The organism is Streptococcus sp. NLN64 (assembly GCF_015831295.1).
Lineage (GTDB): Bacteria > Bacillota > Bacilli > Lactobacillales > Streptococcaceae > Streptococcus.
The window spans coordinates 1-21,524 of sequence record NZ_JADXDQ010000023.1 but is presented as its reverse complement, the minus strand read 5'-3'; the positions used below and the strand labels follow the sequence as shown (position 1 = coordinate 21,524).

At 41.3% G+C, this 21,524-nt stretch carries 16 protein-coding genes and 2 tRNA genes; 7 read left to right on the top strand and 11 right to left on the bottom strand.

The features are described 5' to 3' along the window. Positions 1-2: 2 nt before the first annotated feature. From mfd to I2503_RS04865, 8 genes are all read right to left on the bottom strand, one after another. Complete coding sequence (mfd, locus tag I2503_RS04900; RefSeq protein WP_196967227.1) at positions 3-3,539, bottom strand: transcription-repair coupling factor; 3,537 nt, start codon at positions 3,537-3,539, stop codon at positions 3-5. Then, positions 3,532-4,101 (bottom strand): aminoacyl-tRNA hydrolase, encoded by a 570-nt coding sequence (pth, locus tag I2503_RS04895; protein WP_196092139.1) that lies wholly within the window; start codon positions 4,099-4,101, stop codon positions 3,532-3,534. Before pth ends, mfd begins: the two co-directional genes overlap by 8 nt. 56 nt (positions 4,102-4,157) lie before the next feature. Continuing rightward, positions 4,158-5,273: a redox-regulated ATPase YchF gene (ychF, locus tag I2503_RS04890; protein WP_196092140.1), complete on the bottom strand. Its 1,116-nt coding sequence runs from the start codon at positions 5,271-5,273 to the stop codon at positions 4,158-4,160. 146 nt (positions 5,274-5,419) lie between these two features. Next, positions 5,420-5,617: a DUF951 domain-containing protein gene (locus I2503_RS04885; protein WP_196092141.1), complete on the bottom strand. Its 198-nt coding sequence runs from the start codon at positions 5,615-5,617 to the stop codon at positions 5,420-5,422. 8 nt (positions 5,618-5,625) lie between these two features. Continuing rightward, positions 5,626-6,759 (bottom strand): DNA polymerase III subunit beta, encoded by a 1,134-nt coding sequence (dnaN, locus tag I2503_RS04880; RefSeq protein WP_196092142.1) that lies wholly within the window; start codon positions 6,757-6,759, stop codon positions 5,626-5,628. 348 nt (positions 6,760-7,107) lie between these two features. Beyond that, complete coding sequence (gene dnaA, locus I2503_RS04875) at positions 7,108-8,454, bottom strand: chromosomal replication initiator protein DnaA (protein ID WP_196092143.1); 1,347 nt, start codon at positions 8,452-8,454, stop codon at positions 7,108-7,110. A 191-nt stretch (positions 8,455-8,645) separates the two neighbouring features. Then, positions 8,646-9,407 carry a ParB/RepB/Spo0J family partition protein gene (locus I2503_RS04870; protein WP_196967226.1) on the bottom strand — a complete coding sequence of 254 codons (762 nt, stop codon included), beginning with the start codon at positions 9,405-9,407 and terminating at the stop codon, positions 8,646-8,648. 47 nt (positions 9,408-9,454) lie between these two features. Next, positions 9,455-10,621, bottom strand: a complete 1,167-nt coding sequence (locus I2503_RS04865; protein ID WP_196967225.1) for a S1C family serine protease — start codon at positions 10,619-10,621, stop codon at positions 9,455-9,457. A 105-nt stretch (positions 10,622-10,726) separates the two neighbouring features. Here I2503_RS04865 and rlmH point away from each other — a divergent pair, with 105 nt between their 5' ends. The 5 genes from rlmH (at position 10,727) to I2503_RS04840 (ending at position 13,801) form a co-directional block, all read left to right on the top strand. Further along, a complete protein-coding gene (rlmH, locus tag I2503_RS04860; RefSeq protein WP_196967224.1) occupies positions 10,727-11,206 on the top strand; it encodes a 23S rRNA (pseudouridine(1915)-N(3))-methyltransferase RlmH in 480 nt (159 codons plus the stop codon). A gap of 102 nt (positions 11,207-11,308) precedes the next feature. Continuing rightward, positions 11,309-11,382: transfer RNA gene (locus I2503_RS04855), tRNA-Arg, on the top strand. A gap of 199 nt (positions 11,383-11,581) precedes the next feature. Continuing rightward, on the top strand, positions 11,582-12,883 hold the full coding sequence (locus I2503_RS04850) for a GHKL domain-containing protein (protein WP_196967223.1): 1,302 nt from the start codon (positions 11,582-11,584) through the stop codon (positions 12,881-12,883). 2 nt (positions 12,884-12,885) lie between these two features. Beyond that, on the top strand, positions 12,886-13,647 hold the full coding sequence (locus tag I2503_RS04845; RefSeq protein ID WP_196967222.1) for a LytTR family DNA-binding domain-containing protein: 762 nt from the start codon (positions 12,886-12,888) through the stop codon (positions 13,645-13,647). Positions 13,648-13,729: 82 nt separating this feature from the next. Further along, positions 13,730-13,801, top strand: a tRNA-Glu gene (locus tag I2503_RS04840). A 219-nt stretch (positions 13,802-14,020) separates the two neighbouring features. On the opposite strand, the gene I2503_RS04835 is transcribed toward I2503_RS04840, so the two are convergent. Then, complete coding sequence (locus tag I2503_RS04835) at positions 14,021-16,564, bottom strand: YfhO family protein (protein WP_196967221.1); 2,544 nt, start codon at positions 16,562-16,564, stop codon at positions 14,021-14,023. Between the two features lie 82 nt (positions 16,565-16,646). Further along, on the bottom strand, positions 16,647-18,269 hold the full coding sequence (locus I2503_RS04830; protein WP_196967220.1) for an ATP-binding cassette domain-containing protein: 1,623 nt from the start codon (positions 18,267-18,269) through the stop codon (positions 16,647-16,649). Positions 18,270-18,584: 315 nt separating this feature from the next. Between I2503_RS04830 and trpS the strand changes: the two genes are divergently transcribed. Both trpS and guaB read left to right on the top strand, forming a co-directional pair. After that, positions 18,585-19,607, top strand: a complete 1,023-nt coding sequence (gene trpS, locus I2503_RS04825; protein ID WP_196967219.1) for a tryptophan--tRNA ligase — start codon at positions 18,585-18,587, stop codon at positions 19,605-19,607. 99 nt (positions 19,608-19,706) lie between these two features. Then, the gene (gene guaB / locus I2503_RS04820) at positions 19,707-21,188 is read left to right on the top strand and encodes an IMP dehydrogenase (protein WP_196092320.1); all 1,482 of its coding nucleotides are present in this window, start codon (positions 19,707-19,709) and stop codon (positions 21,186-21,188) included. Positions 21,189-21,348: 160 nt separating this feature from the next. Here the strand turns inward: guaB and I2503_RS04815 are convergent. Beyond that, on the bottom strand, positions 21,349-21,524 hold a 176-nt coding region (locus I2503_RS04815; protein WP_196967218.1), incomplete at its 5' end, for a transposase.

The window sequence follows — 21,524 nt, the reverse complement described above, 5'->3', positions numbered from 1 at the left end:
TTCTATTGTAACACGTTTTGACCAGAGACCTGCTCTAAGTCCTTGAGTTTTTCTTTAAGTTCCTGGGCTAGGAAGCGCGTGAACTGAAGCAAGGCCTCTAGAATTTCATAATCTTTTTCCTGATGTAAGTTGAAGATCACTTCCATTTTTCCTTGCATGTCACTTAATTGTGCCTTAATAGTGGTTTGCGACAGTGCTTGGAAATAATCTTGGGCCAAGAAATAGCGAGCGGCTTTCGTAGCAAATCGTATATGGATAGCCCCTTTTTTCAAAAGGATATTTTCAATAAAAATCTGATCAGCGTAAGCTTTCAATAGCCCAACTTCTAATAAATACGCCACTGGGTCTGGATATTCTCCAAAGCGGTCCATCAACTCCTCTTGAAGTTCTTGGTAATCCTCTTCCCCTCGGATTTGTCGAATACGCTTGTAAATTTCAATCTTATGGCGTTCATCCTGAATATAGTCGGATGGTAAATAGGCATTGATTCCCAGGGAGATTTCCGCATTGGTTCCTTGCTGGGCCTGAATCTTCCCTTGCTTCTTGGCAATGGCTTCTTCCAATAATTGGGAATAAAGTTCAAATCCAACAGAGTCAATAAAGCCACTCTGGGAACTGCCCAATAGATTTCCAGCTCCTCGAATTGATAGGTCCTGCATGGCAATCTTAAATCCACTTCCCAATTCTGTGAAGCCCTTGATGGCATCTAAGCGTTTCTCTGACGCTTCACTCAAACTTTTATCAGGTCGATAAAAGAGATAAGAGTAAGCAATACGGTTACTACGACCAACTCGTCCCCTCAACTGGTAGAGAGTGGATAGCCCCATGTGATCTGCATTTTCAATAAAGAGCGTATTAGCATTGGGGATATCAACACCCGTTTCAATGATGGTTGTGGTAACCAGGAGATCGTAGACTCCGTTGACAAAATCAAGAAGGGTATTTTCCAGACGTACCTCTGACATTCGTCCATGGACATAGCCAATGGAAGCTTCTGGTATGAGTTCCTGTAATTCAGCAACTTTAAGTTCAATTGTGTCCACACGATTATAGAGGTAATAGGCCTGACCTCCCCGTTCTATTTCTCTAAGAACCGCATCTCGAATTACCTGTGGATTGGTTTCCATCACAAAGGTTTGTACTGGATAACGGTTGGTTGGTGGCGTTTCAATGACTGATAAGTCACGGATTCCTAACATAGACATGTGGAGGGTTCGAGGAATTGGAGTAGCAGTTAGGGTTAGGACATCCACCTTATTTTTCAATTCCTTCAATTTTTCCTTGTGTTTGACGCCAAAACGCTGTTCCTCATCGATAATAATCAAGCCAAGATCGGAAAATGTGACATCACTGGACAAGAGGCGATGGGTTCCGATGATAATGTCAACTTGACCCTTAGCTAACTTCTCCAGGGTAGCTGCCTGCTCCTTCTTAGTCTTAAATCGACTCAGTCCATCGACTTCCACAGCAAACTCAGCGAAACGTTCTTGAAAGTTGACCAGATGTTGTTGGGCTAAGACGGTGGTAGGAACCAGAACTGCCACCTGTTTATGGTCTTGAACAGCCTTAAAGGCAGCTCGCATGGCAACTTCTGTTTTTCCAAACCCAACATCCCCCACCAAGAGGCGGTCCATAGGTTTATCCTTTTCCATATCTTCCTTAATCTCTTGGATACTCTTGAGCTGGTCATCTGTTTCGACATAAGGGAAGTCCTGGTCAAAGTCTTCTTGATCTGGACCATTCGGAGAAAAGGCAAAGCCTTTTAATTGAGCACGCGCTGCATACAGTTTCAGTAGGTCATCAGCGATATCTTGAACCTGCTTCTCAACCTTTCGTTTCGCTTTCTGGAAGCGCCCATCATTCAATTTATTGAGTTTTGGTGCCTTACCTTCGCTTCCTATATATTTGGAGAGTAAATCCAGTTGATCAACAGGTAAGGAAATTCGATCTCCATTTTCATAACGAACTGTTACATAATCCCGGTAACTACCTAACACTTCGATGGTCTCGATTCCAAGATACTGTCCAATCCCATGAATAGCGTGGACAACATAGTCGCCTTTTTCTAATTCTTGGTAACTTTTTAAGCGCTCCGCATTGCTTATGTTTTGACGGCGAACCCGACGTTTGGTTTTCTTTTGAAACAATTCCTTTTCTGTTATTAGTAATAACTTTTGATCCTGCAATTGAAAACCTTGACTGAGGCCAAGTTTACAGAATTGGATCTCGTTTTCTCTGATTTCATCGCTATTCACAGTTTTAATTGTCAAGTTGTAATCTTGTAAAGTTTCTTGTAAAGTTTGTAAATGCTCTGTAGAGGTTATGTCAAGTACAATTGTATAGCCTGATTTTTGGAAGCGTAAGAGCTCGTCTTTAATCAGTGGTAGTTGACTGAAGTAATCTTGAAGCGGGAATTCTTGAAACTGGTGCAATCCACTTAATTTCAAATTTCCAAATCCACGTTGTAAATAAGAAAAGAAGCTAGCTGGCTTGTAAAGTCGCCACTTAGAATAGGAATCTAAGAAATAGAGCTGTCTTGACAGTGCTTTATCAACTTGTAATTGATCTGTCAAGTATTGCGCAACTTCTAACTCTTGCTGAGCTTTTTTATCTGTCAACCTTTGGAATTCATCGAAAATCACCAAACTATTCTTAGGAAGGTAGTCTAAAAGAGACCATTCTCCCTCATAGAAATACTGGAGAAAGCTGGGAAAGGCTTCGTGATAGGATCGCGACCGAATAGATGCTAAGATTTCCTGCAAATAAGATAGGAGGCTAGGACGACTTTGGTTTTTCATCAAGTCCAAAAATGCTGCTTCAGCTCGTTCATAGTCCTCTTCTCCAACAAGTTGGCTACGGACAGGTTGAATCAAAATAGACTCAACTTTTTCCTGGGAGCGTTGGTGTTCCGGACTAAAGGTGCGGAGATTGTCTAACTCATCTCCGAAAAATTCTAAACGATAAGGAAGCTCTTGGCCCAAAGGGAAAAGATCTAAGATATCTCCCCGCTGACTGTACTCCCCTTCTTGGGTGACCTGTCCCACTTTGGTATAGCCCATCTCATTTAGCTGATCTAGTATCTGTTCAAATGGATAGGCTATGCCTACTGTCAAAGTCTGGCTATAGGCACGATAGGCTCGTGGATCAGGAAGACGCAGTCCTAGAGCCGCTAGGTTGGCAATCACAATGCCTTCCCCTTCCTCTTGCAAAAATTGTAGAGTCTGAGCTCGGGTGTACTCTCTTTCCTTAGAAGAAAAAGCCAACTCCACTACGGCCACATCCTCTGCTAGAAAGCGGTAAATTTTTTCCTCCCCTACCAATGCAATCAGGTCACTTTCCAGGCGCTCCGCCTCGACCGTGCTCGCTACGATGGTAACAATTTTCGCTTTTTTCTTGCCAAGAAGACTAGCTAGCGCCAAGGCTTTACTGGTCGCAGATAGGCCAAGCACCAATTGCCGAGAGCTAGGATCAAATCCGTCAAGCCAGTCCTGAATTTGCTGATTTTGTTCAAATAGAGAAATCAGGTTCTGTTTAGCCATTGTAGCACCTCATACTTGCTTCTAGGTTCCTTGTATCCAGATAGTAGTAAAAAGCCTCTGTGACCCGTTCTAGAGCTTCTGAGATGGCAATCTGATCGTCCGTACTAAATTTACCTAGGACATAGTTGGGCACAGATTGTTGGGGAGCTGGTCTTCCAATTCCGATTTTAAAGCGTAAAAAATCAGAGTGACCTAGCAGGTGGATTATATTTTTGATACCATTGTGACCCCCTGCTGATCCCTTTGCCCGAAGTCTTACCTTGCCAACAGTCATGTCGAGATCATCATAAATTACGATTAAATCTTCTGCCCTTAACCCGTAATAAGCCAGGAGAGCTTCAACCGCCAATCCACTTTTATTCATAAAAGTAGTTGGTTTAGCTAAATAAATCTTTTCTCCTTGGTAGAAAAAAGAGGTAAGTTCGGCCTGAAAAATCCGATCTTCTTTAAAGATTACGCCTTCTTTTTGGGCAATTTGATCTACAAATTGAAATCCAACATTGTGGCGTGTACCTTGGTATTTAGAGCCTGGGTTTCCCAGGCCAACAATGAGTTTTGTCATAATTCCTCCAATACGAAAAGAGGTCGGAGTAGGGCCAACCTCGGTTCTTGAATTGATTAAACGTTAAAGCGGAACTCCATGATGTCACCGTCTTGGACAATGTATTCTTTTCCTTCCTCACGGAGGCGACCAGCCTCTTTGACAGCTTTCTCGCTACCGTAGGTCATAAGATCATCGTAGGACATGGTTACAGCACGGATAAAGCCCTTTTCGAAGTCTGAGTGGATAATGCCAGCTGCTTGCGGAGCCTTCATGCCGCGTTTAAAAGTCCAGGCCCGGACTTCTTTTTCACCAGCTGTGAAATAGGTTCCGAGTCCGAGTAGATGATAAGCAGCTCGAGTTAATTTGTCGACACCTGATTCATTCAAGCCCATAGCTTCAAGAAATTCTGCCTTGTCTTCTTCCTCTAATTCAGAAATTTCTTCTTCCGCGCGAGCTGAGATAACCACCACTTCTGCATTTTCTGTTGCTGCGAAAGCACGAATTTGTTGCACATATTCAATTGCATCTGGATCAGCTACTTGATCTTCATCTACATTAGCCACATATAAAACTGGTTTTGTGGTGAGGAGGAAGAGACCTTTCACAATAGCCTCTTCTTCAGGGCTAAATTCAATGGTTCGCGCAGATTTACCATCCTCTAGGACAGGTTTGATTTTTTCTAAGACTGCAAATTCCGCTACAGAATCCTTGTCTTTCTGGGTTCGAGCCATTTTTTCAACACGCGCATAGCGCTTGTTAATGCTTTCCAAGTCCGCTAGGATTAGCTCTAAATTAATGGTATCAATATCCGCCATCGGATCCACAAAGTCAGATTCTCGTCCTTGTTCACGCATAACATTTTCATCCTCAAAAGCACGGACCACATGGACAATCGCATCCACTTCGCGAATATTGGCTAAAAACTTATTCCCCAGACCTTCGCCGTTTGATGCCCCTTTAACAATCCCTGCAATATCGGTGAACTCAAATGTCGTTGGTACGGTTTTCTGTGGTTTGATGTACTCGGTCAATTTGATAAGTCGCTCATCTGGCACTTCAACTCGACCAACATTAGGATCGATTGTTGCAAAGGGGTAATTGGCAGCCTCTGCGCCTGCTCTTGTAATCGCATTAAATAAGGTCGACTTCCCAACATTTGGTAAGCCAACAATTCCTGCTGTTAAAGCCATCTTTTTCTCCTCATTTCATGTAAGTGAAAGCAACTCTTTTTGTAGATTATAATTTCTGCTCTCAGTCATCCAATCCATTATATCAAAAATTAAAAAGAGGGGTAAGTTCAAACGAATCTTCGCTTGACTATCATCCCCTCTTGAATTTATTCTTCAACCACCCGCTTAAGCTTTCTTTCAAAGTCATGCCGACTCATCATGACTAGATGCTGGCAATTGCGACACTGAAGTTTGATATCGGCTCCCACGCGCCTCACTTCCCAATCATTAGCTTTCTTCCCAGTGGACTTGACCAAACAAGCGTGTGGCTTTTTCATTTCGACCTTGCTTCCAACTTGGTACATAGAACCTCCTAATTTGTTCGAACAGGAGTAATCAATTGAATCAATTGATCTTCTTCAGCTGCTTTTAGAGTGAAAGGTCGAATAGGGGAGATAAAGCTCAAAATAACTTCTTCAGACTTAATCGCTTTTAAGGCCTCAATCATATAGTTGGGGTTAAAGCTAATGCTCAAGTCTTCTCCCTCAATGGCCAAAACTTCCAATTCTTCATCCACTTGTCCTACCTCAGGAGAGTTAACATAGGAACGCACAGTCTGGTCTTTAATTTCCACTTTCACTGTTCCATTTTGAGTTGCATTGGACAAAAGTCGAGCCCGTTCCATGGCTTGGCGTAGCTGTACCACGTTGAAGGTAAGTTGACTATTGGACATTGTTGGAATTAAACGGTTTGTATCCGGATAATTCCCTTCTAGTAAGCGGATGTAGAATGAAATGTATTCACTCTTAAAGAGCAATTGATTTTGAGCAAAGAAAACCTCAATGGATGTAATTTCATCGCCAAATACTGCTGTAAATTCTTTCAGAGATTTACTTGGAATCACCACATCAAAAGCATCACCAGCATTTTCTAGTTGGATAATTTTTTGACTGAGACGATGAGAATCTGTTGCAACTGTTTTCAATTGTTTATTTTCATCAAGAACAAAATGAACCCCTGTTAAAATTGGGCGACTTTCTTGAGAGCTTGCAGCAAAAGCTGTCTCGGAAATCAATTCTTTAAGGACTTTTGTCTCTAATAGAAGTGGATTACTGGTTGGAATTTCTTGGATACGTGGGTATTGGTTACTGTCTTTTCCTTTTAGGGTAATCTCTGATTTTCCACTTTTAAGCAAAAGCTGCTTATTTTCAATTTCTTTTAAATCTAATTCAAGTGAAGGAAGGCTAGAGATAACATTAATAAAGAATGTAGCTTCTAAAAGAAGACTGCCTGGTTGATCAACAACAAGTCCAGCATCTTTTTGCTCAACAGGAATAAAATTCTCGATAGAAATTTGCCCGTTGGAACCAATTAAGATGACTCCTTCAGCATGAGCTTCAATTTTTAAGGTTGAAAGAATTGGAATTGCATTTTTAGAACTAATAGCACGTTTAACTGTGTTAAGGGCTTGTAGAAAAAAATTCTTGTTTATAGAGAATTGTAACATGGAATCTCCTTTATTTATTTTTTAGTGATTATTATTTAATAATAGTAGTAGGGCTTGTGGATACTGTGGATAAAAGGCTCAATCCATTGTCCATCAAGTGAATAGACTTGTGCACAACCTGTGGATAACTTGTTGATAAGTTTTTGAGTTATTCACAGGGAGTTATACTCATTGCATTTCAAAATGTGACTTAGTTAAGCCTCTTTGATGAACTTACTGATTGCGTGCTTTCAAGTCTTATCCTTAATATTCAATAGGTCTCCTACACCTGTTGAGCTATCATCATGGGATTTCCTCGTCATTTTTCTGAAATTCCGCGAGTATTCTGATTTTGAAATTAGTTAAGTATTATTTTATTTTTTTCTTTAATTCGGATATTTCGATCTGAAGGGCTTGGTCTTCTTCGATTTGCTTTTTGATTTTATTGTGACTGTGCATGACCGTTGTATGATCTTTTCCTCCAAATGCTTTACCAATTTTAGGGGTTGAATTGTCGGTCAATTCGCGGCTGAGGTACATGGCTACAGAACGGGCTTTAACGATATTTTGCTTACGGCTGGTTCCTTTAATCTCTTTAAGGCTTATGCCATAGAATTTTCCTACTACTTCTTGGATGGTATCAATTGGAATAACGCGTGAAATACGGCGCGTGTCTTCTTTTCTGGACCGAATAGCCTTTGCTGCGACTTCCACAGTAATCTCAGTGATTCCTTCAACTTGTGCGGTCAGCTTGATATCATTAAGGGCTCCTTCAATTTCTCGGACATTGTTGTCAAATTGATTGGCTAAATATTCGTAGGTTTCGGTTGGGAATCTATATGGTGAGTGCTCTGTCTTGGATTTTAAAATGGCAATCCGGGTTTCGTAGTCTGGTGGGGTAATGTCACATACCAGACCCCAAGCAAATCGTGTGGTTAGGCGATCAGCTATTCCCTTTAACTCAGTGTGAGGGCGGTCACTAGTAAAGACAATCTGCTTCCCTTCTTTGTACAGAGCTTCAAAGGTATTGAAAAGCTCTTCTTGGGTCGATGCCATACTTTCTTTGTTTAAGGCTTGAATATCATCGATAATTAATAGGTCGAGAGTTCGGAATCTTTTTTTAAATTCATCTGTTGTCATCAAGCGGATGGAATCGATGAAATTATTCATGAAATTCTCAGCGGATATATAGAGAACTCGGTTACCAGGAAAGACACCAAAATAAAAATTTCCGATTGCATTGATCAGATGTGTCTTTCCTAATCCAGGTCCTCCGTGTAGAAAGAGTGGATTATAGGTATTACCTGGACTTTCGGCAACAGCCATGCTGGCTGAAAAGGCAAATTTGTTGCCTTCTCCTAAAACAAAATCTTCAAAAGTATAGCGACTTTGGAGTCCAGTGTCTGTAAAAGATTGTTCTCGAATAGGGGCTCTAAAAGTTGGACTATCACTGTTAAAAGTTGGATTTGGTTTTTCAAAGACATATTCGACTTTTAATTCCCTGTCAAAGACTTCGAATCCAGCAACGATCAAATTGGATTGGATATTGTTTTCCCAGTAGTCTGCTTTTGCTGAGTTGTCTAAGTAAATGGTGACGGTTTGATCATCCACCGAAACCAATTCTGCGGGTTCAACAAAAAATTGGATAACTTCTGATTGTTTGGAATCTCTGGTTAACTCTAAAAACCGCTGCCAAAATGCTTCGTTTTTGTTCATAGCGATTCCTTTCTTGTGTAAAATCAATTAGAAAAATTATACCACATAGCCTAGTTTTCCACAAGCTGTGGAAAGTAATCCACCTGTTTGTTAATAGTTTTCCACAGGGTGTGAATTACTTGGGAAAGCTTTGAATATCCTGGGAGTAGCCTGTGAGAAATGTTGTGGGGAAAAAATAAAAATCCACATGCCTATTTCAGCATGTGGATAATTCGGTCATATTCATCCAGGGAATCAAAGTAAATTGTGATACTTCCCTGGTTATTTTTGTCTTGTTTAATCTGGATGCGCGTGCCTAGGATCTCTTGAAGCTTGCGTTCTTCTTCGGAGAGAAAGGGATCCTTGGGCTTCTTAGTTACTGGGGACTGCGGATTTTTCAGTTCTTTTTCTAGCTGTCGAACTGTCCATCCCTTCTCGATGACTTGCTGCAAATAGTGCAGCTGTTCTTCTGTTTTAAAAGCCAAGAGGAGCCTAGCGTGACCTGGACTAATGGTGCCCTGGCTAAGCGCTTCTTGTAGACCTGGGGCTAATTTCAGGAGACGCAGACTATTTGAGATATAAGGTCGAGATTTTCCTAATTGCTGGCCGATATCTTCGTGGGTTAGTCCATGTTCTACCAGTTTTTGAAAGGCAAGGGCTTCCTCGATAGGATCCAAGTCTTCCCGTTGGAGATTTTCGATAATTGCTTGTTCCATCATTTGGGAATTGGTTAAGTCCTTAACCAGTGCTGGTATGGTGGTCCATCCTAGCTCTTGACAGGCGCGAAGGCGCCGTTCCCCTGCAAGTAATTCATAACCAGTAATGGGCGATTTTCGGACAATAATGGGTTGAATGAGGCCGTTGACACTAATTGATTGACTCAATTCTGTCAAGGCAGAATCCGAAAAGTGTCGCCTAGGTTGATAAGGATTGGTCTGAATATCTTGGATGGAAAGTTCTGCCATGTAATCCATTAGTAAAGTATAACACCGCTTTACGAAAATGTAAAGCGGTGAGAAGGTTATTGTTTCAAGTCTTGAGTAGTTTTATCGAGTTTGACATCTACTTTCTGGAGCTTGCCATTACGGTAAAATTCAATGGTAATCGTATCATTGATGTTTTTACTGTAAAGCGCTGATTGTAAATCACTGGTTGACTGAATATCTGTATCGTCAATCTTTGTGATGACGTCATATTGTTCCAATTTACCGTCAACTGGGAATCCTTCCTGAGTAGAACGGACAACGACACCTCCTTGGATATCCTCTGGGAGGTTGAGGCGATCGAGATCGCTGGTAGTCAGATTGGTCAGGTTGAGCATGCTGATTCCAAGTGCTGGGCGGCGAATAGAACCATTCTCCTCTAACTGCTCAACTATGGCAATAACTTCATTTGAAGGAATTGCGAAGCCCATTCCTTCTACAGAGACTCCAGAAATGCTGGAGGCAATCTTGCTTGAGGTAATTCCGATGACTTGGCCATCGATATTGATCAAAGGTCCTCCTGAGTTCCCTGGGTTGATAGCTGCATCCGTTTGTAGAGCCTTGGTTGAGATTGTCTGACCGTCTTCTGATTTAGAGGTTACCGTTCTCTCCAAACTTGAGATAATTCCTTGGGTTACAGAATTAGCATAGTCTGTTCCTAGGGGGCTACCGATAGCGATAGCTGTTTCTCCGATACTTAATTGGCTGGAATCACCAAAAGTTGCCACTTCTTGGACTTTGTCAGCAGGGATACGAACGACCGAGATGTCTGAATAGACATCTGAACCAATCACTTCTCCTTCGACCTTGCTGCCATCTGCAAATTGAATGTCGAGACGGCTAGCTCCAGAGATGACATGGGTATTGGTGACGAGATAGGCGTATTTTCCGTCTTTTTTGTAGATGACACCGGATCCTTCTCCAGCCGCGGCATCTTCCCCACTCTCATTTGGACCAAGGTTGAAAATACTGTTACTTTGGTCATTTTCAGCATAGCTGATGACGGATACAACAGCATTTTGAACTTTATTCACAGCAAGTGTTGTACTGGTTTCATGTTTTTGTGTTTTTTGTGGAACCACCTGTGTCTGGTTGCTGAGCAAATTTTGATTTTGAGACAATTGATTGCCAGCATAGCCTCCTAAAAAGCTAAGTCCAAGGATACCAGCAGCAATCGCAGGTGTTTTTAATGATTTATTTTTCATGTGGGCCTCCAATTCACAAGTTGACTATATAAAATCAGACTTAATTATAGCTTAAAACCACAAAGTTATCCACAAATTGTGGATAACTTTGTGTATAATGAGGATATGAAAGTAAAGTTTTTAACAGTTGGAAAATTAAAAGAAAAATATCTGCGAGACGGGATCCAAGAATATCAGAAACGCTTATCGCGTTTTTGCCAGGTGGAGATGATTGAAGTTGCAGATGAACGCATCCCAGATAAGGCTAGCTCCAGAGAAAAAGCTACCATTATTGAAAAAGAAGGTCAGAAAATCGAAGCGAAAATTCAAGATCGTGATTTTCTGGTTGTTTTGGCCATTGAGGGGAAACTCCAGTCTTCTGAGGAATTAAGTCAAGCCTTGGCAGGCGCAACCTTAAATGGCCACTCCACCTTGACCTTTGTCATAGGGGGCAGCCTAGGCTTATCTGACCGAATTAAGACAAGGGCTAACTTGCTTTTGAGTTTTGGGCGAATGACCCTGCCTCATCAGTTGATGAAACTGATTCTGGTTGAACAGGTTTATCGCTCCTTTATGATCCAGGAAGGAAGTCCCTACCATAAATAAATCAGCTGGGCTGTATTGTAGCTGAACCGATGGCTTTGATAGGAATATGGAAGTTCTGCCTTCTTGCATGCTGTCGTTTTATTTGGTATAATTAGGAGAATTGGTCCCATAGCTCAGCTGGATAGAGCATTCGCCTTCTAAGCGAACGGTCGCAGGTTCGAATCCTGCTGGGATCATGTAGATGCTTGCCTGATGCACAAAGGACTGGTTTCTAGCCAGTTCTTTTTTTGCCCGCTAAAATGAAATGAAAATCATCATTTTCAGAAAATAGCCCTGCATATTATACATTTCAGGCAGTTTTTATGACATTTCGGGACCTAGCTCCCCATCGGAGGATCGTTTAAGATATACTATTAAATTGCTATGGAAGTTCATTTGTTTTTACGAGACGATAGTCCGTTTCATCTGCTTTTATTGCTTATCCGTGCTGTGGGCCTGGGCTGGCTCTTTTTTAGTCTACTGAGAAATCGGGTGAAGTGGCCCTTCTTTCTTTATTTCTGGCTTTATGAGTTGGTTCTTGTGGGAATCGGAACTTTGCGCTTCTTCTTCTTTTACTTTCTCTTATTTGCAGAACCTTTCATACTCTCGTGGTTCCTGTATCGGAATACCTACGAGAGTTTTCGTTTCTCTTCTTACTCAGTAGGGATACTCTATCTAGGATTTGATTTATTACGAGTTTTCTTCTTATTTTGTCTCTATACAATTGTAGGTCATGAGTTTTTTGTGGATTTTCATCTCCTTCTGTACGGTTTGATGGCTGGTTTGTCCCTGCATACCTTGTATTTGCTGTTCCAATATTTTCATCGTTATCTGTTATTTATGGATGAGCCACGTTTTCGGAAGCAGATTCGAATTTCTTTCGTATGCTTTATCTTGATCCATCTTTTCCTAACCCTTTCGCAAATGTGTACCTGTTCGATTTTATCCATTGGTTGTTCCGGCTTCTTGCGAACGGCATCGCTTTATCTTTTTGCCTTTGTTATCTTGCGGTTGCGCTTGTCTATTCTTTCTTTTGAAAAAAAGGAAAGGGAGAATAAGCTCCCCATGACTAAGTTATGCAAAAAGTTAGGGTGCATGTATCAAGATTTAAGAGGCTTTCGGCATGATTTTGCAGGGATGATGGTGAGTTTTACGGCAGCGATTGAAAGTAGGGATTGGGAATTGGTTGAAAAATTACATAAGGAAGTGTTGGTAGAGGCTAATGAAGTCATGTCTTCCCGTGAATATTCTTATTTTGATCTCTGTCTCTTGGAAGATAAGACTATTCGGAGTTTGATTTTCCATTATCTCTGTCAGGCACAAGAAAAAGGCTTGAATTTTTATCTAGAAATTCGAGACAAGGTGCCGCCCATGGAAGTGAATCAACTGGCTTTGGTGCGACTGCTGAATATCTTACTGACCAATGCTATCGAGGCGGCTCAAGTCTCTGAGAGTAAACGAATTGATTTGGCCTTGTTTAGAAGTGATCAGGGACTTGAGATGATCTTGGAAAATAGTCGTCCCCCTGGTGAGTTGAATATTCAAAAAATCTTTCAGTCGGATTGGTCTACTAAGGGATCTGACAGGGGGACTGGTTTGTTTACGGTTCAGCGGATCTTAAACCACGAGGAAGTTCTGTTATTGGAGACTGAGATTGGTTCTCAGAACTTCATACAACATCTAACCATAAGGAGTTAACTATGAAAGTGCTGATTTTAGAGGATCAGGTTCATCATCAAGTTCGCTTGGAAAGGATTCTTCAAGAACTTGGTGAGGAACTTCAGCAAAAACTAGACATTCGATCGACGGGAAAGTTGGAAGAATTTATGGAATATCACGCGCAAGCAGAAGTTCATCAGCTTTATTTTTTGGATATTGAAATTCAAAATCGTGAGCGAATGGGGCTGGAGGTAGCGCGTGAAATTCGGCAAAATAACCCTTACGCGATTATTGTATTTACCAGCTCTCATTCAGAATTTGCCTTGCTGACTTTTCGCTATCAAGTAGCTGCTTTGGATTTTATTCCCAAGGATTTGGCAAAAGATGTATTCCGTTTGCGAATCCGTGAGGTTTTGGAATACAGTCGAACTCATTTTTTAGATATGGATACTGAGGAAGATTTTTTTGATTTCAGTACCAAAGGAGAACGCCTCCGCATTCCTTTTCAAGATATTCTTTATATCGAAACAGCGGCTAGCTCTCACAAGTTACGAATTGTTGGTAAAAATTTTATCAAGGAATTTTCTGGCACCTTGCAGGAATTGAAAGGTTTAACAGATCCTCAAGGGAGAGAGCGTTTCTTTTGCCCCCACAAATCTTATTTGGCAAATATTCAAAATATCCGAGGCTGGGATAGACGGAAAAAAGAAGTTTTATTCTACGGTCAGGCCAGTTGTCCCTTGTCACGACTACGTTTAACAGCTATGAAAGAATTACTGGAAGAAAAAAATAAAATTTTTTGAAAAAAAAATAAAATTTTTTGAAAAAAAGTCTTGCATTCCCAAATTAGAACTGCTATAATTATTCTTGTCCTTGAGACAGGATGGTCCGTTGGTCAAGGGGTTAAGACACCGCCTTTTCACGGCGGTAACACGGGTTCGAATCCCGTACGGACTATAGGTGAAGTCGGAGTTTATCCGACTTTTTTTCTTGCTAAAAATAAGACGCATCCATTCAGAACTTTAAAAGCTTGCTTGGATGCGTCTTTTTATTTCATTTCAAAAATAGAATACTTGAAAAATTTCGACGAGATGACTAGGAAAGTCAATGGAATAGATGTTCAACAGGACTTGGACTATTATCATCAGATGTTGAAGTTTAAGGAGTATTTGTATTCTAATTCGTCTGGAATCTATTTCTTAGCCAATGCTGGTAGGCTAGGAAAAGAAGGAGGGAAGTAAGGCTAATCCAGAGGCCGAGGTAGAAACCTTGTGGGACAAAGATCAGTTGGACCTTGCCAGTTCCTTTTGTAACATCAACGGCCATAAATCCAGTTTGTGCTTGGCGGATTGGAATTTCTTTGCCATTTTGGTAGGCTTTCCAGCCTTTGTCGTAGGGAAGGGTTACAAAGAGGCTGGTTTCTTTGTCTGTTTGGTAACGGATTTCCATCCTATTTCCCTGTGTGTGCACCTCAGTCTGGTTTTCTTTTAGCTTAGTGAAAATCGCTTCCAAACTTTCTTGTGGGACACTATAGACATGAGGTTCTTGGTAGCTGGCTTCTGTAGCACCTGGGAAGAAGAGTTTGACGGTGACTTCCTTCGCCTCTGGGAAATAGCCCAAGTCGAAGAAGGAAAAGGTGTTATCCAACGTATAGGTGTAATAGGTACCATCAATGAGCAGCTGTACGACGGAGTCTTCCTCATCTGGGAATTGGATATTTGGGAGACTGAGGTAGAGCTGCTGGTTGGCTGGTGCTTCTACCACAAAGGTTGTTTGTGGGGGAGCATCTCCTTCTTTTTTGATTGTACGATCGGTATTACTTTCATAAATTGGAACTTGATCGAAAAGGATAGAGTCGAGTCCAGTCAGATGTTGGAGCAGGTCTCTTTGGTTATCTAAGGTTAGCGTAGATAATTTAATATCTTCATAAGTTTCTTGGGTTAGAAAAGCCAGTGGTAGAGCCCATTGATTTTCCTCAAGCTGATAATCTCCTTCGCTAGCTAAAGTGCTAAATCCGAGACGTGGCGGGTGATTTTTACCTATAATATAGCGGATACCGAAGAGGCTATCCATTAGGATGGTGTTGTTTTGATAGCGAAGGTTGAGGTTGCTACCAGATGATTTGTAACCTAGAACGTCCAGTGTGCCACTTGCTAAGCGATTTCGAACAGATGAGAATTGTGAAATACCGTTTAGACTATGCTTCATGGTATCATTCCCCGTTTGTACTTGGGTTAGTTCAGTTCGGTAGAAGCCAGATTCCATAGTTTCTTTTAGCTGCAAGATTTCTTCTTGTCCTCTTTTGTAGGAATCGAGACTGGCAAATCCCCATTCTGCCGCAATTCCTTGGATTTGGTAAAAAGAATTGCAACCAAGTTCTACGATTAGGAAGAAACTAACCGCTAGGGTATAGAAGATAGAGGACAATTTTGCCTTTTTGTAAGCCCAGAAGAGGAGGAGATAGGCTCCTAAAAATTCAAACGTTAAAAGAAACTGGGTGGAGTTCAAGAAGTCATAGTGCTCTTTCGAGAAGAACCAGGTTACTCCCCAACCGCCTGCGAGAAAGAGACTGGCTAAGAGAACTTGTTTGAATTGTAGCTGGTCGAGTCGTTCCAAGACAGTGGCCGCCATCCAGACAATCAGTAGGGAGAAGAGCCAGGAGTAGCGATGAAGGAACATGTTTGGCGCGTGGAAACCTTGCCAGAAAAGGTCTAAGGATTCTAGGTAGAAGCTAGCGATTAAGAAGCTGATAAGGAGTCCATAGGATAGTTTCACGTGAAACGGAATGGATTTGAGCAGGAAGAAGCACAGACTTAGAACTAGTGGAATGATTCCGACGTAAATCATTGGAATGGCTCCGTATTTGGTAGTATCAAAAGCCCCCACTAAGGTTTTGGCAAAGATATCAAGATACCAAGAAGCCTCTGTCAAGAGACGGTCAATATCTGTAAAGGATTCACCGTGACCTCGTAGGTCCAAGAAGGTTGGTAAGAGCATGATGGCGCTACTTGTCCCAGCTAGAACAGAGGTGATGATGAATTTTGATAAAGTTGACAGGCGCTGTTTAAAATCCCAACTTAGTTGCAGTAAATACCAAGGTGGAAGGAAGATGACCATCATATAGCCAAAGTAGTAGTTTTGAATTAAAAGGAGAGTGAGGGATACAAAGTAAATCCCTACTTTATTCTCCTTGACAATCCTGTCAAGACCATGCAGGATTAAAGGAACCAGAATAAAGACATCCAACCAGGTCTTTATTTCAAGTTGACTCACTGTAAAGCTCATGAAACTATAGCAGAGTGATAGTACCAAGGCTAGGAAGGGGGATAGTTTTTTGAAGCTACCCTTGAGCGATATGAAACTAGCTAGCCCAATGGATCCAAATTTTAAAATTGTAAAGAGATAGACAGCATTGGGCATGGTTTTAGCATCAAAGAAGTAAACCAAGGGGGAGAAGAAGCTTCCTAGATAGTAAGAACTAAGAGCATAAAAATTATGACCAAGTCCAGCAGTGAAACTGTAAAATAGGCTATCTTTTCCGTGTAAAATATCTCGTAAAGCAGTGTCAAAGATGACATATTGGTGAAAGCCATCCCCTAGCAAAGGAGATGTTGGACTGGACCAGTAAATTCCCTGACTATAATAGAGGAGAAGCATTCCAAGTGCTGGAATAATGAAGGATAGAAAGGTTAGATAGTGTCTTCTAAGTAACTGTTTCATAATGTATCCTATATATAAAAAGGGAGGCTAGGACATTAGTCCTGACCTCGAAGTGTATTTATTAAAAATATAAATGATGTGTTTAATCTTTCCAAAGTTCTTTAACTTTAGCCTGTACTTCCTCATTTTCAAGGAACTCATCGTATGTTTCGTCGATACGATCAATGACCCCATTTTTGGAAAGAACAATGATGTGATTGGCTAGGGTTTGAATAAACTCATGGTCGTGACTAGCAAAGATGATACTCTCTTTGAAGTTTTTGAGACCGTCGTTAAGACTAGAGATAGACTCAAGGTCTAAGTGATTGGTTGGATCATCCAGAACTAAGACGTTGGATTTCAGCAACATCATTTTAGACAACATAACGCGAACCTTTTCACCACCTGACAAGACATTGACAGATTTGTTAACCTCATCACCACTGAAGAGCATTCTTCCTAGGAAGCCTCGAAGGAAGGTATTGTCATCTTCTTCTTTACTTGCAAATTGACGTAGCCATTCTAAGATGGATTCGTCACCAGCAAAGTCTTTAGAGTTGTCTTTTGGTAAATAACTTTGACTAGTTGTCACTCCCCACTTGACAGTTCCTTCATAATCGATGTCTCCCATAATGGCACGAATCAGTGCAGTTGTTTGGATATCGTTTTGTCCGATGAGAGCTGTTTTATCACCTGGTCGGAGGATAAAACTAATGTTGTCGAGGATGACGTCACCATCAATCTTGACACTTAGGTTTTCAACTGTCAAGAGATCATTACCGATTTCACGTTCGGCTTTAAAATTGATAAATGGGTATTTACGGCTAGATGGAACGATTTCCTCTAGGACAATCTTGTCAAGCATCTTTTTACGAGAAGTTGCTTGTTTTGATTTACTTGCATTGGCAGAGAATCGAGCTACGAACTCTTGGAGCTCTTTGATTTTCTCCTCTGCTTTTGCATTACGGTCTGCTTGTAATTTAGCTGCAAGTTCACTAGATTCTTTCCAGAAGTCGTAGTTTCCAACATAGAGTTTGATTTTTCCAAAGTCAAGGTCAGCCATATGTGTGCAGACCTTGTTTAGGAAGTGACGGTCGTGGGATACAACGATGACGGTATTGTCAAAGTCGATGAGAAAGTTCTCTAACCAAGTAATGGACTGGATGTCCAAACCGTTGGTTGGTTCGTCGAGGAGGAGAACGTCTGGTTTACCAAAGAGAGCTTTGGCCAAAAGGACTTTAACCTTTTCACCATTGGTTAGTTCACTCATGTTTTGGTAGTGTAGGTCTTCAGGAATATTGAGGTTTTGGAGCAGTTGAGCAGCTTCACTTTCGGCTTCCCAACCACCTAGTTCTGCAAATAGACCTTCGAGTTCAGCTGCCCGAACTCCATCTTCGTCAGAAAAATCCGGTTTCATGTAAATAGCATCTTTTTCTTTCATGATGCTATAGAGATGTTTATTTCCCATGATGACCACGTCAATCACGCGCTCCTCTTCGTAGTCAAAGTGGTTTTGACGAAGAACTGAGAGACGTTCATCTGGACCAAGGCTGACATGGCCTGTGCTTGGTTCAATATCCCCAGCGAGAATCTTAAGGAAAGTGGATTTACCGGCTCCATTGGCCCCGATAAGACCATAGGTATTTCCTTCTGTAAATTTGATGTTTACATCATCAAAGAGTTTGCGATCACTGAATCGCAATGATACGTCTGATACTGTTAGCAATGGACTTCTCCTATTTTTAATATTAGTCTCATTTTACTAGAAAGGGGCTCATTTATCAAATCTTGACTTAAAATAAGGAAGACTATAAAATAGTATGCATCAGAAAAGTAATTTTGCTTCCTCTAAAGAGAGCTTGTGGTTGCTGCAAACAAGTGTGGAACAAGGTGAAGATTGGGCTGATAACTGACAATCGGATAGATGAAAAGAGATGGTTTTCCATAAATGAGGTGGCACCGCGGTATATCGTCCTCACAGAGTTTTTTCTGTGTGGACTTTTCTTTTTATCATTCGACCATAGAAAAGGAGAGGATTAATATGACCAAACCGATTATTTTAACAGGCGATAGACCGACTGGGAAGCTCCATATTGGTCACTATGTTGGGAGCTTGAAAAATCGTGTCTTGTTACAGGAGCAAGGCCAACACAAGATGTATGTATTTTTAGCCGATCAACAGGCGTTAACAGACCATGCTAAGGACCCACAAACCATTGTGGAATCTATTGGCAATGTTGCCTTGGATTATTTAGCTGGTGGGTTAGATCCAGAGAAGAGTACGATTTTCATTCAAAGTCAAATTCCAGAGCTGGCAGAGCTATCCATGTACTATATGAATCTAGTTTCTTTAGCGCGCTTGGAACGGAATCCAACAGTTAAAACGGAAATTGCGCAAAAAGGCTTTGGGGAGAGCATCCCAACAGGATTCCTTGTCTATCCAATTGCTCAGGCAGCGGACATTACGGCCTTTAAGGCTAATTATGTTCCAGTAGGAAATGACCAAAAACCGATGATTGAGCAAACTCGTGAAATTGTACGGAGTTTTAATCATACGTATCAAACGGATGTCTTGGTGGAGCCTGAAGGAATTTATCCTGAGAATGAATCAGCAGGGCGCTTACCAGGACTTGATGGAAATGCTAAGATGTCCAAGTCTTTGGGAAATGGAATCTACCTTGCTGATGACATGGATACCTTGCAGAAGAAGGTTATGAGTATGTATACGGATCCAAACCATATTCGAGTGGAGGACCCAGGGCAGGTCGAAGGAAACATGGTTTTCTATTACCTAGATGTTTTTGGACGTCCTGAAGATATGGATACAATTCAAGCTATGAAAGACCACTACCAACGTGGTGGTTTAGGGGATGTCAAAACCAAGCGTTACTTACTAGAGATTTTGGAAAGAGAACTCGGACCTATCCGTGAGCGCCGATTAGAATTTGCCCAAGATATGGGACAAGTTTATGACATGCTGAAGAAAGGCAGTCAGGCTGCCCAGGCTGTAGCTGCAGAAACCCTTGATCAGGTCAAGGAAGCTATGGGGATTCGCTATTTCTAATCCTAAGTTATATTAGTTGACAATTCATTTAAGAGTGATAAAATATTTAAAACCTATCAGGATTGGCCTGATGAAAGATAAATAAAGAGGAGAAATACCATGTCAAATTGGGATACTAAGTTTCTAAAAAAGGGCTACACTTTTGATGATGTTTTGCTCATTCCGGCAGAAAGTCACGTGTTGCCAAATGATATTAATCTAAAGACGCAATTGGCGCCGAATCTAACCTTGAATATCCCTATTATTTCAGCTGCTATGGATACTGTTACAGATAGCCGTATGGCCATTGCTATGGCTCGTGCTGGTGGACTTGGAGTTGTTCATAAAAATATGTCTATTGAAGAACAGGCAGAAGAGGTTCGTAAGGTTAAACGTTCTGAAAATGGCGTTATCATGGACCCGTTCTTCTTGACACCGGACCACTCTGTATCTGAAGCGAATGAGTTGATGGAACGTTACCGTATTAGTGGAGTTCCAATTGTAGATACTCTTGAGAGCCGGAAATTAGTCGGTATTATTACCAATCGTGACATGCGTTTCATCACTGACTTTGGTCAATCAATCCGTGAGCACATGACAAGTGAAAACCTTGTAACTGCTCCCGTTGGAACAGATCTAGAGATAGCTGAACGGATTCTTCACCAAAATCGTATTGAAAAACTACCATTAGTAAATGAAGATGGTTCTTTGGCTGGTTTGATTACCATCAAGGATATTGAAAAAGTGATTGAGTTTCCAAATGCAGCTAAAGATCAATATGGTCGTCTTCTAGTAGCCGGAGCTGTAGGGGTTACTTCTGATACTTTTGACCGAGCACGCGCTTTGTTTGAAGCAGGAGCGGATGCAATTGTTATCGACACTGCTCATGGTCATTCAGCTGGTGTGCTCCGCAAGATTCGCGAAATTCGTGAAGTATTCCCAGATAAGACTTTGATTGCTGGAAACGTGGCAACAGCAGAAGGAACACGTGCCCTTTATGATGCTGGTGTTGATGTTGTTAAGGTCGGAATTGGACCAGGCTCAATCTGTACGACACGTGTTATCGCTGGGGTTGGAGTTCCTCAAGTGACAGCCATTTATGATGCAGCAGGTGTGGCGCGTGAATACGGAAAGACAATCATTGCTGATGGTGGTATCAAGTATTCAGGCGATATTGTTAAAGCTCTTGCAGCAGGTGGCCATGCAGTTATGCTTGGTTCTATGTTGGCAGGTACCGATGAGGCTCCTGGTGAGACAGAAATTTTCCAAGGACGTAAATTTAAAACCTACCGCGGAATGGGAAGTCTTGCAGCTATGAAAAAAGGTTCGAAAGACCGTTATTTCCAAGGTTCTGTTAATGAAGCCAACAAATTGGTTCCTGAAGGAATTGAAGGTCGTGTAGCTTATAAAGGGGCTGCATCTGATATTGTCTTCCAAATGGTCGGTGGTCTACGGTCTGGAATGGGCTATGTTGGTGCAGGAGACCTATCTCAACTTCGTGAGAATGCACAATTTATGGAGATGAGTGGTGCAGGCTTGAAAGAAAGTCATCCACATGATGTTCAAATTACCAATGAAGCACCGAACTATTCAGTACATTAAGAATTCAAAAAAAAACAGGCTAGATTGCCAATGTCATTAAGTTAAGGGATTCTGGAAGCTCGTTAATCGAACTTCCGGAATCCCTTTTTTGCTATACTTAAGCTAAGGGAGGTATATCTAATGCCAAATCAAGTAAAGAAGCATCTACGAAATAGTATAGTCATTTAGTTTTTAAATAGTATGTTATTGCATCAGTTATAGAGTCCATTTTGCGAAGTAATTCTGTAACTGATTTTTTTAGAATAGCCCAACTTTGCTCAATTGGATTTAATTCTGGAGAATACGGTGGTAGAGGTAAAAAGAAGTGACCAGCATAGATAGAAAGTTCATCTAGTA

Excerpts from the sequence above, each read along its gene's own strand:
- dnaN (WP_196092142.1), bottom strand. The coding sequence starts at position 6,759 with ATGTTACAATTCTCTATAAACAAGAATTTTTTTCTACAAGCCCTTAAC.
- I2503_RS04865 (WP_196967225.1), bottom strand. The coding sequence starts at position 10,621 with ATGAAAAATAAATCATTAAAAACACCTGCGATTGCTGCTGGTATCCTT.
- I2503_RS04835 (WP_196967221.1), bottom strand. The coding sequence starts at position 16,564 with ATGAAACAGTTACTTAGAAGACACTATCTAACCTTTCTATCCTTCATT.
- guaB (WP_196092320.1), top strand. The coding sequence starts at position 19,707 with ATGTCAAATTGGGATACTAAGTTTCTAAAAAAGGGCTACACTTTTGAT.
- I2503_RS04845 (WP_196967222.1), top strand. The coding sequence starts at position 12,886 with ATGAAAGTGCTGATTTTAGAGGATCAGGTTCATCATCAAGTTCGCTTG.
- dnaA (WP_196092143.1), bottom strand. The coding sequence starts at position 8,454 with ATGAACAAAAACGAAGCATTTTGGCAGCGGTTTTTAGAGTTAACCAGA.
- ychF (WP_196092140.1), bottom strand. The coding sequence starts at position 5,273 with ATGGCTTTAACAGCAGGAATTGTTGGCTTACCAAATGTTGGGAAGTCG.
- I2503_RS04885 (WP_196092141.1), bottom strand. The coding sequence starts at position 5,617 with ATGTACCAAGTTGGAAGCAAGGTCGAAATGAAAAAGCCACACGCTTGT.
- rlmH (WP_196967224.1), top strand. The coding sequence starts at position 10,727 with ATGAAAGTAAAGTTTTTAACAGTTGGAAAATTAAAAGAAAAATATCTG.
- pth (WP_196092139.1), bottom strand. The coding sequence starts at position 4,101 with ATGACAAAACTCATTGTTGGCCTGGGAAACCCAGGCTCTAAATACCAA.
- mfd (WP_196967227.1), bottom strand. The coding sequence starts at position 3,539 with ATGGCTAAACAGAACCTGATTTCTCTATTTGAACAAAATCAGCAAATT.
- I2503_RS04870 (WP_196967226.1), bottom strand. The coding sequence starts at position 9,407 with ATGGATTACATGGCAGAACTTTCCATCCAAGATATTCAGACCAATCCT.
- trpS (WP_196967219.1), top strand. The coding sequence starts at position 18,585 with ATGACCAAACCGATTATTTTAACAGGCGATAGACCGACTGGGAAGCTC.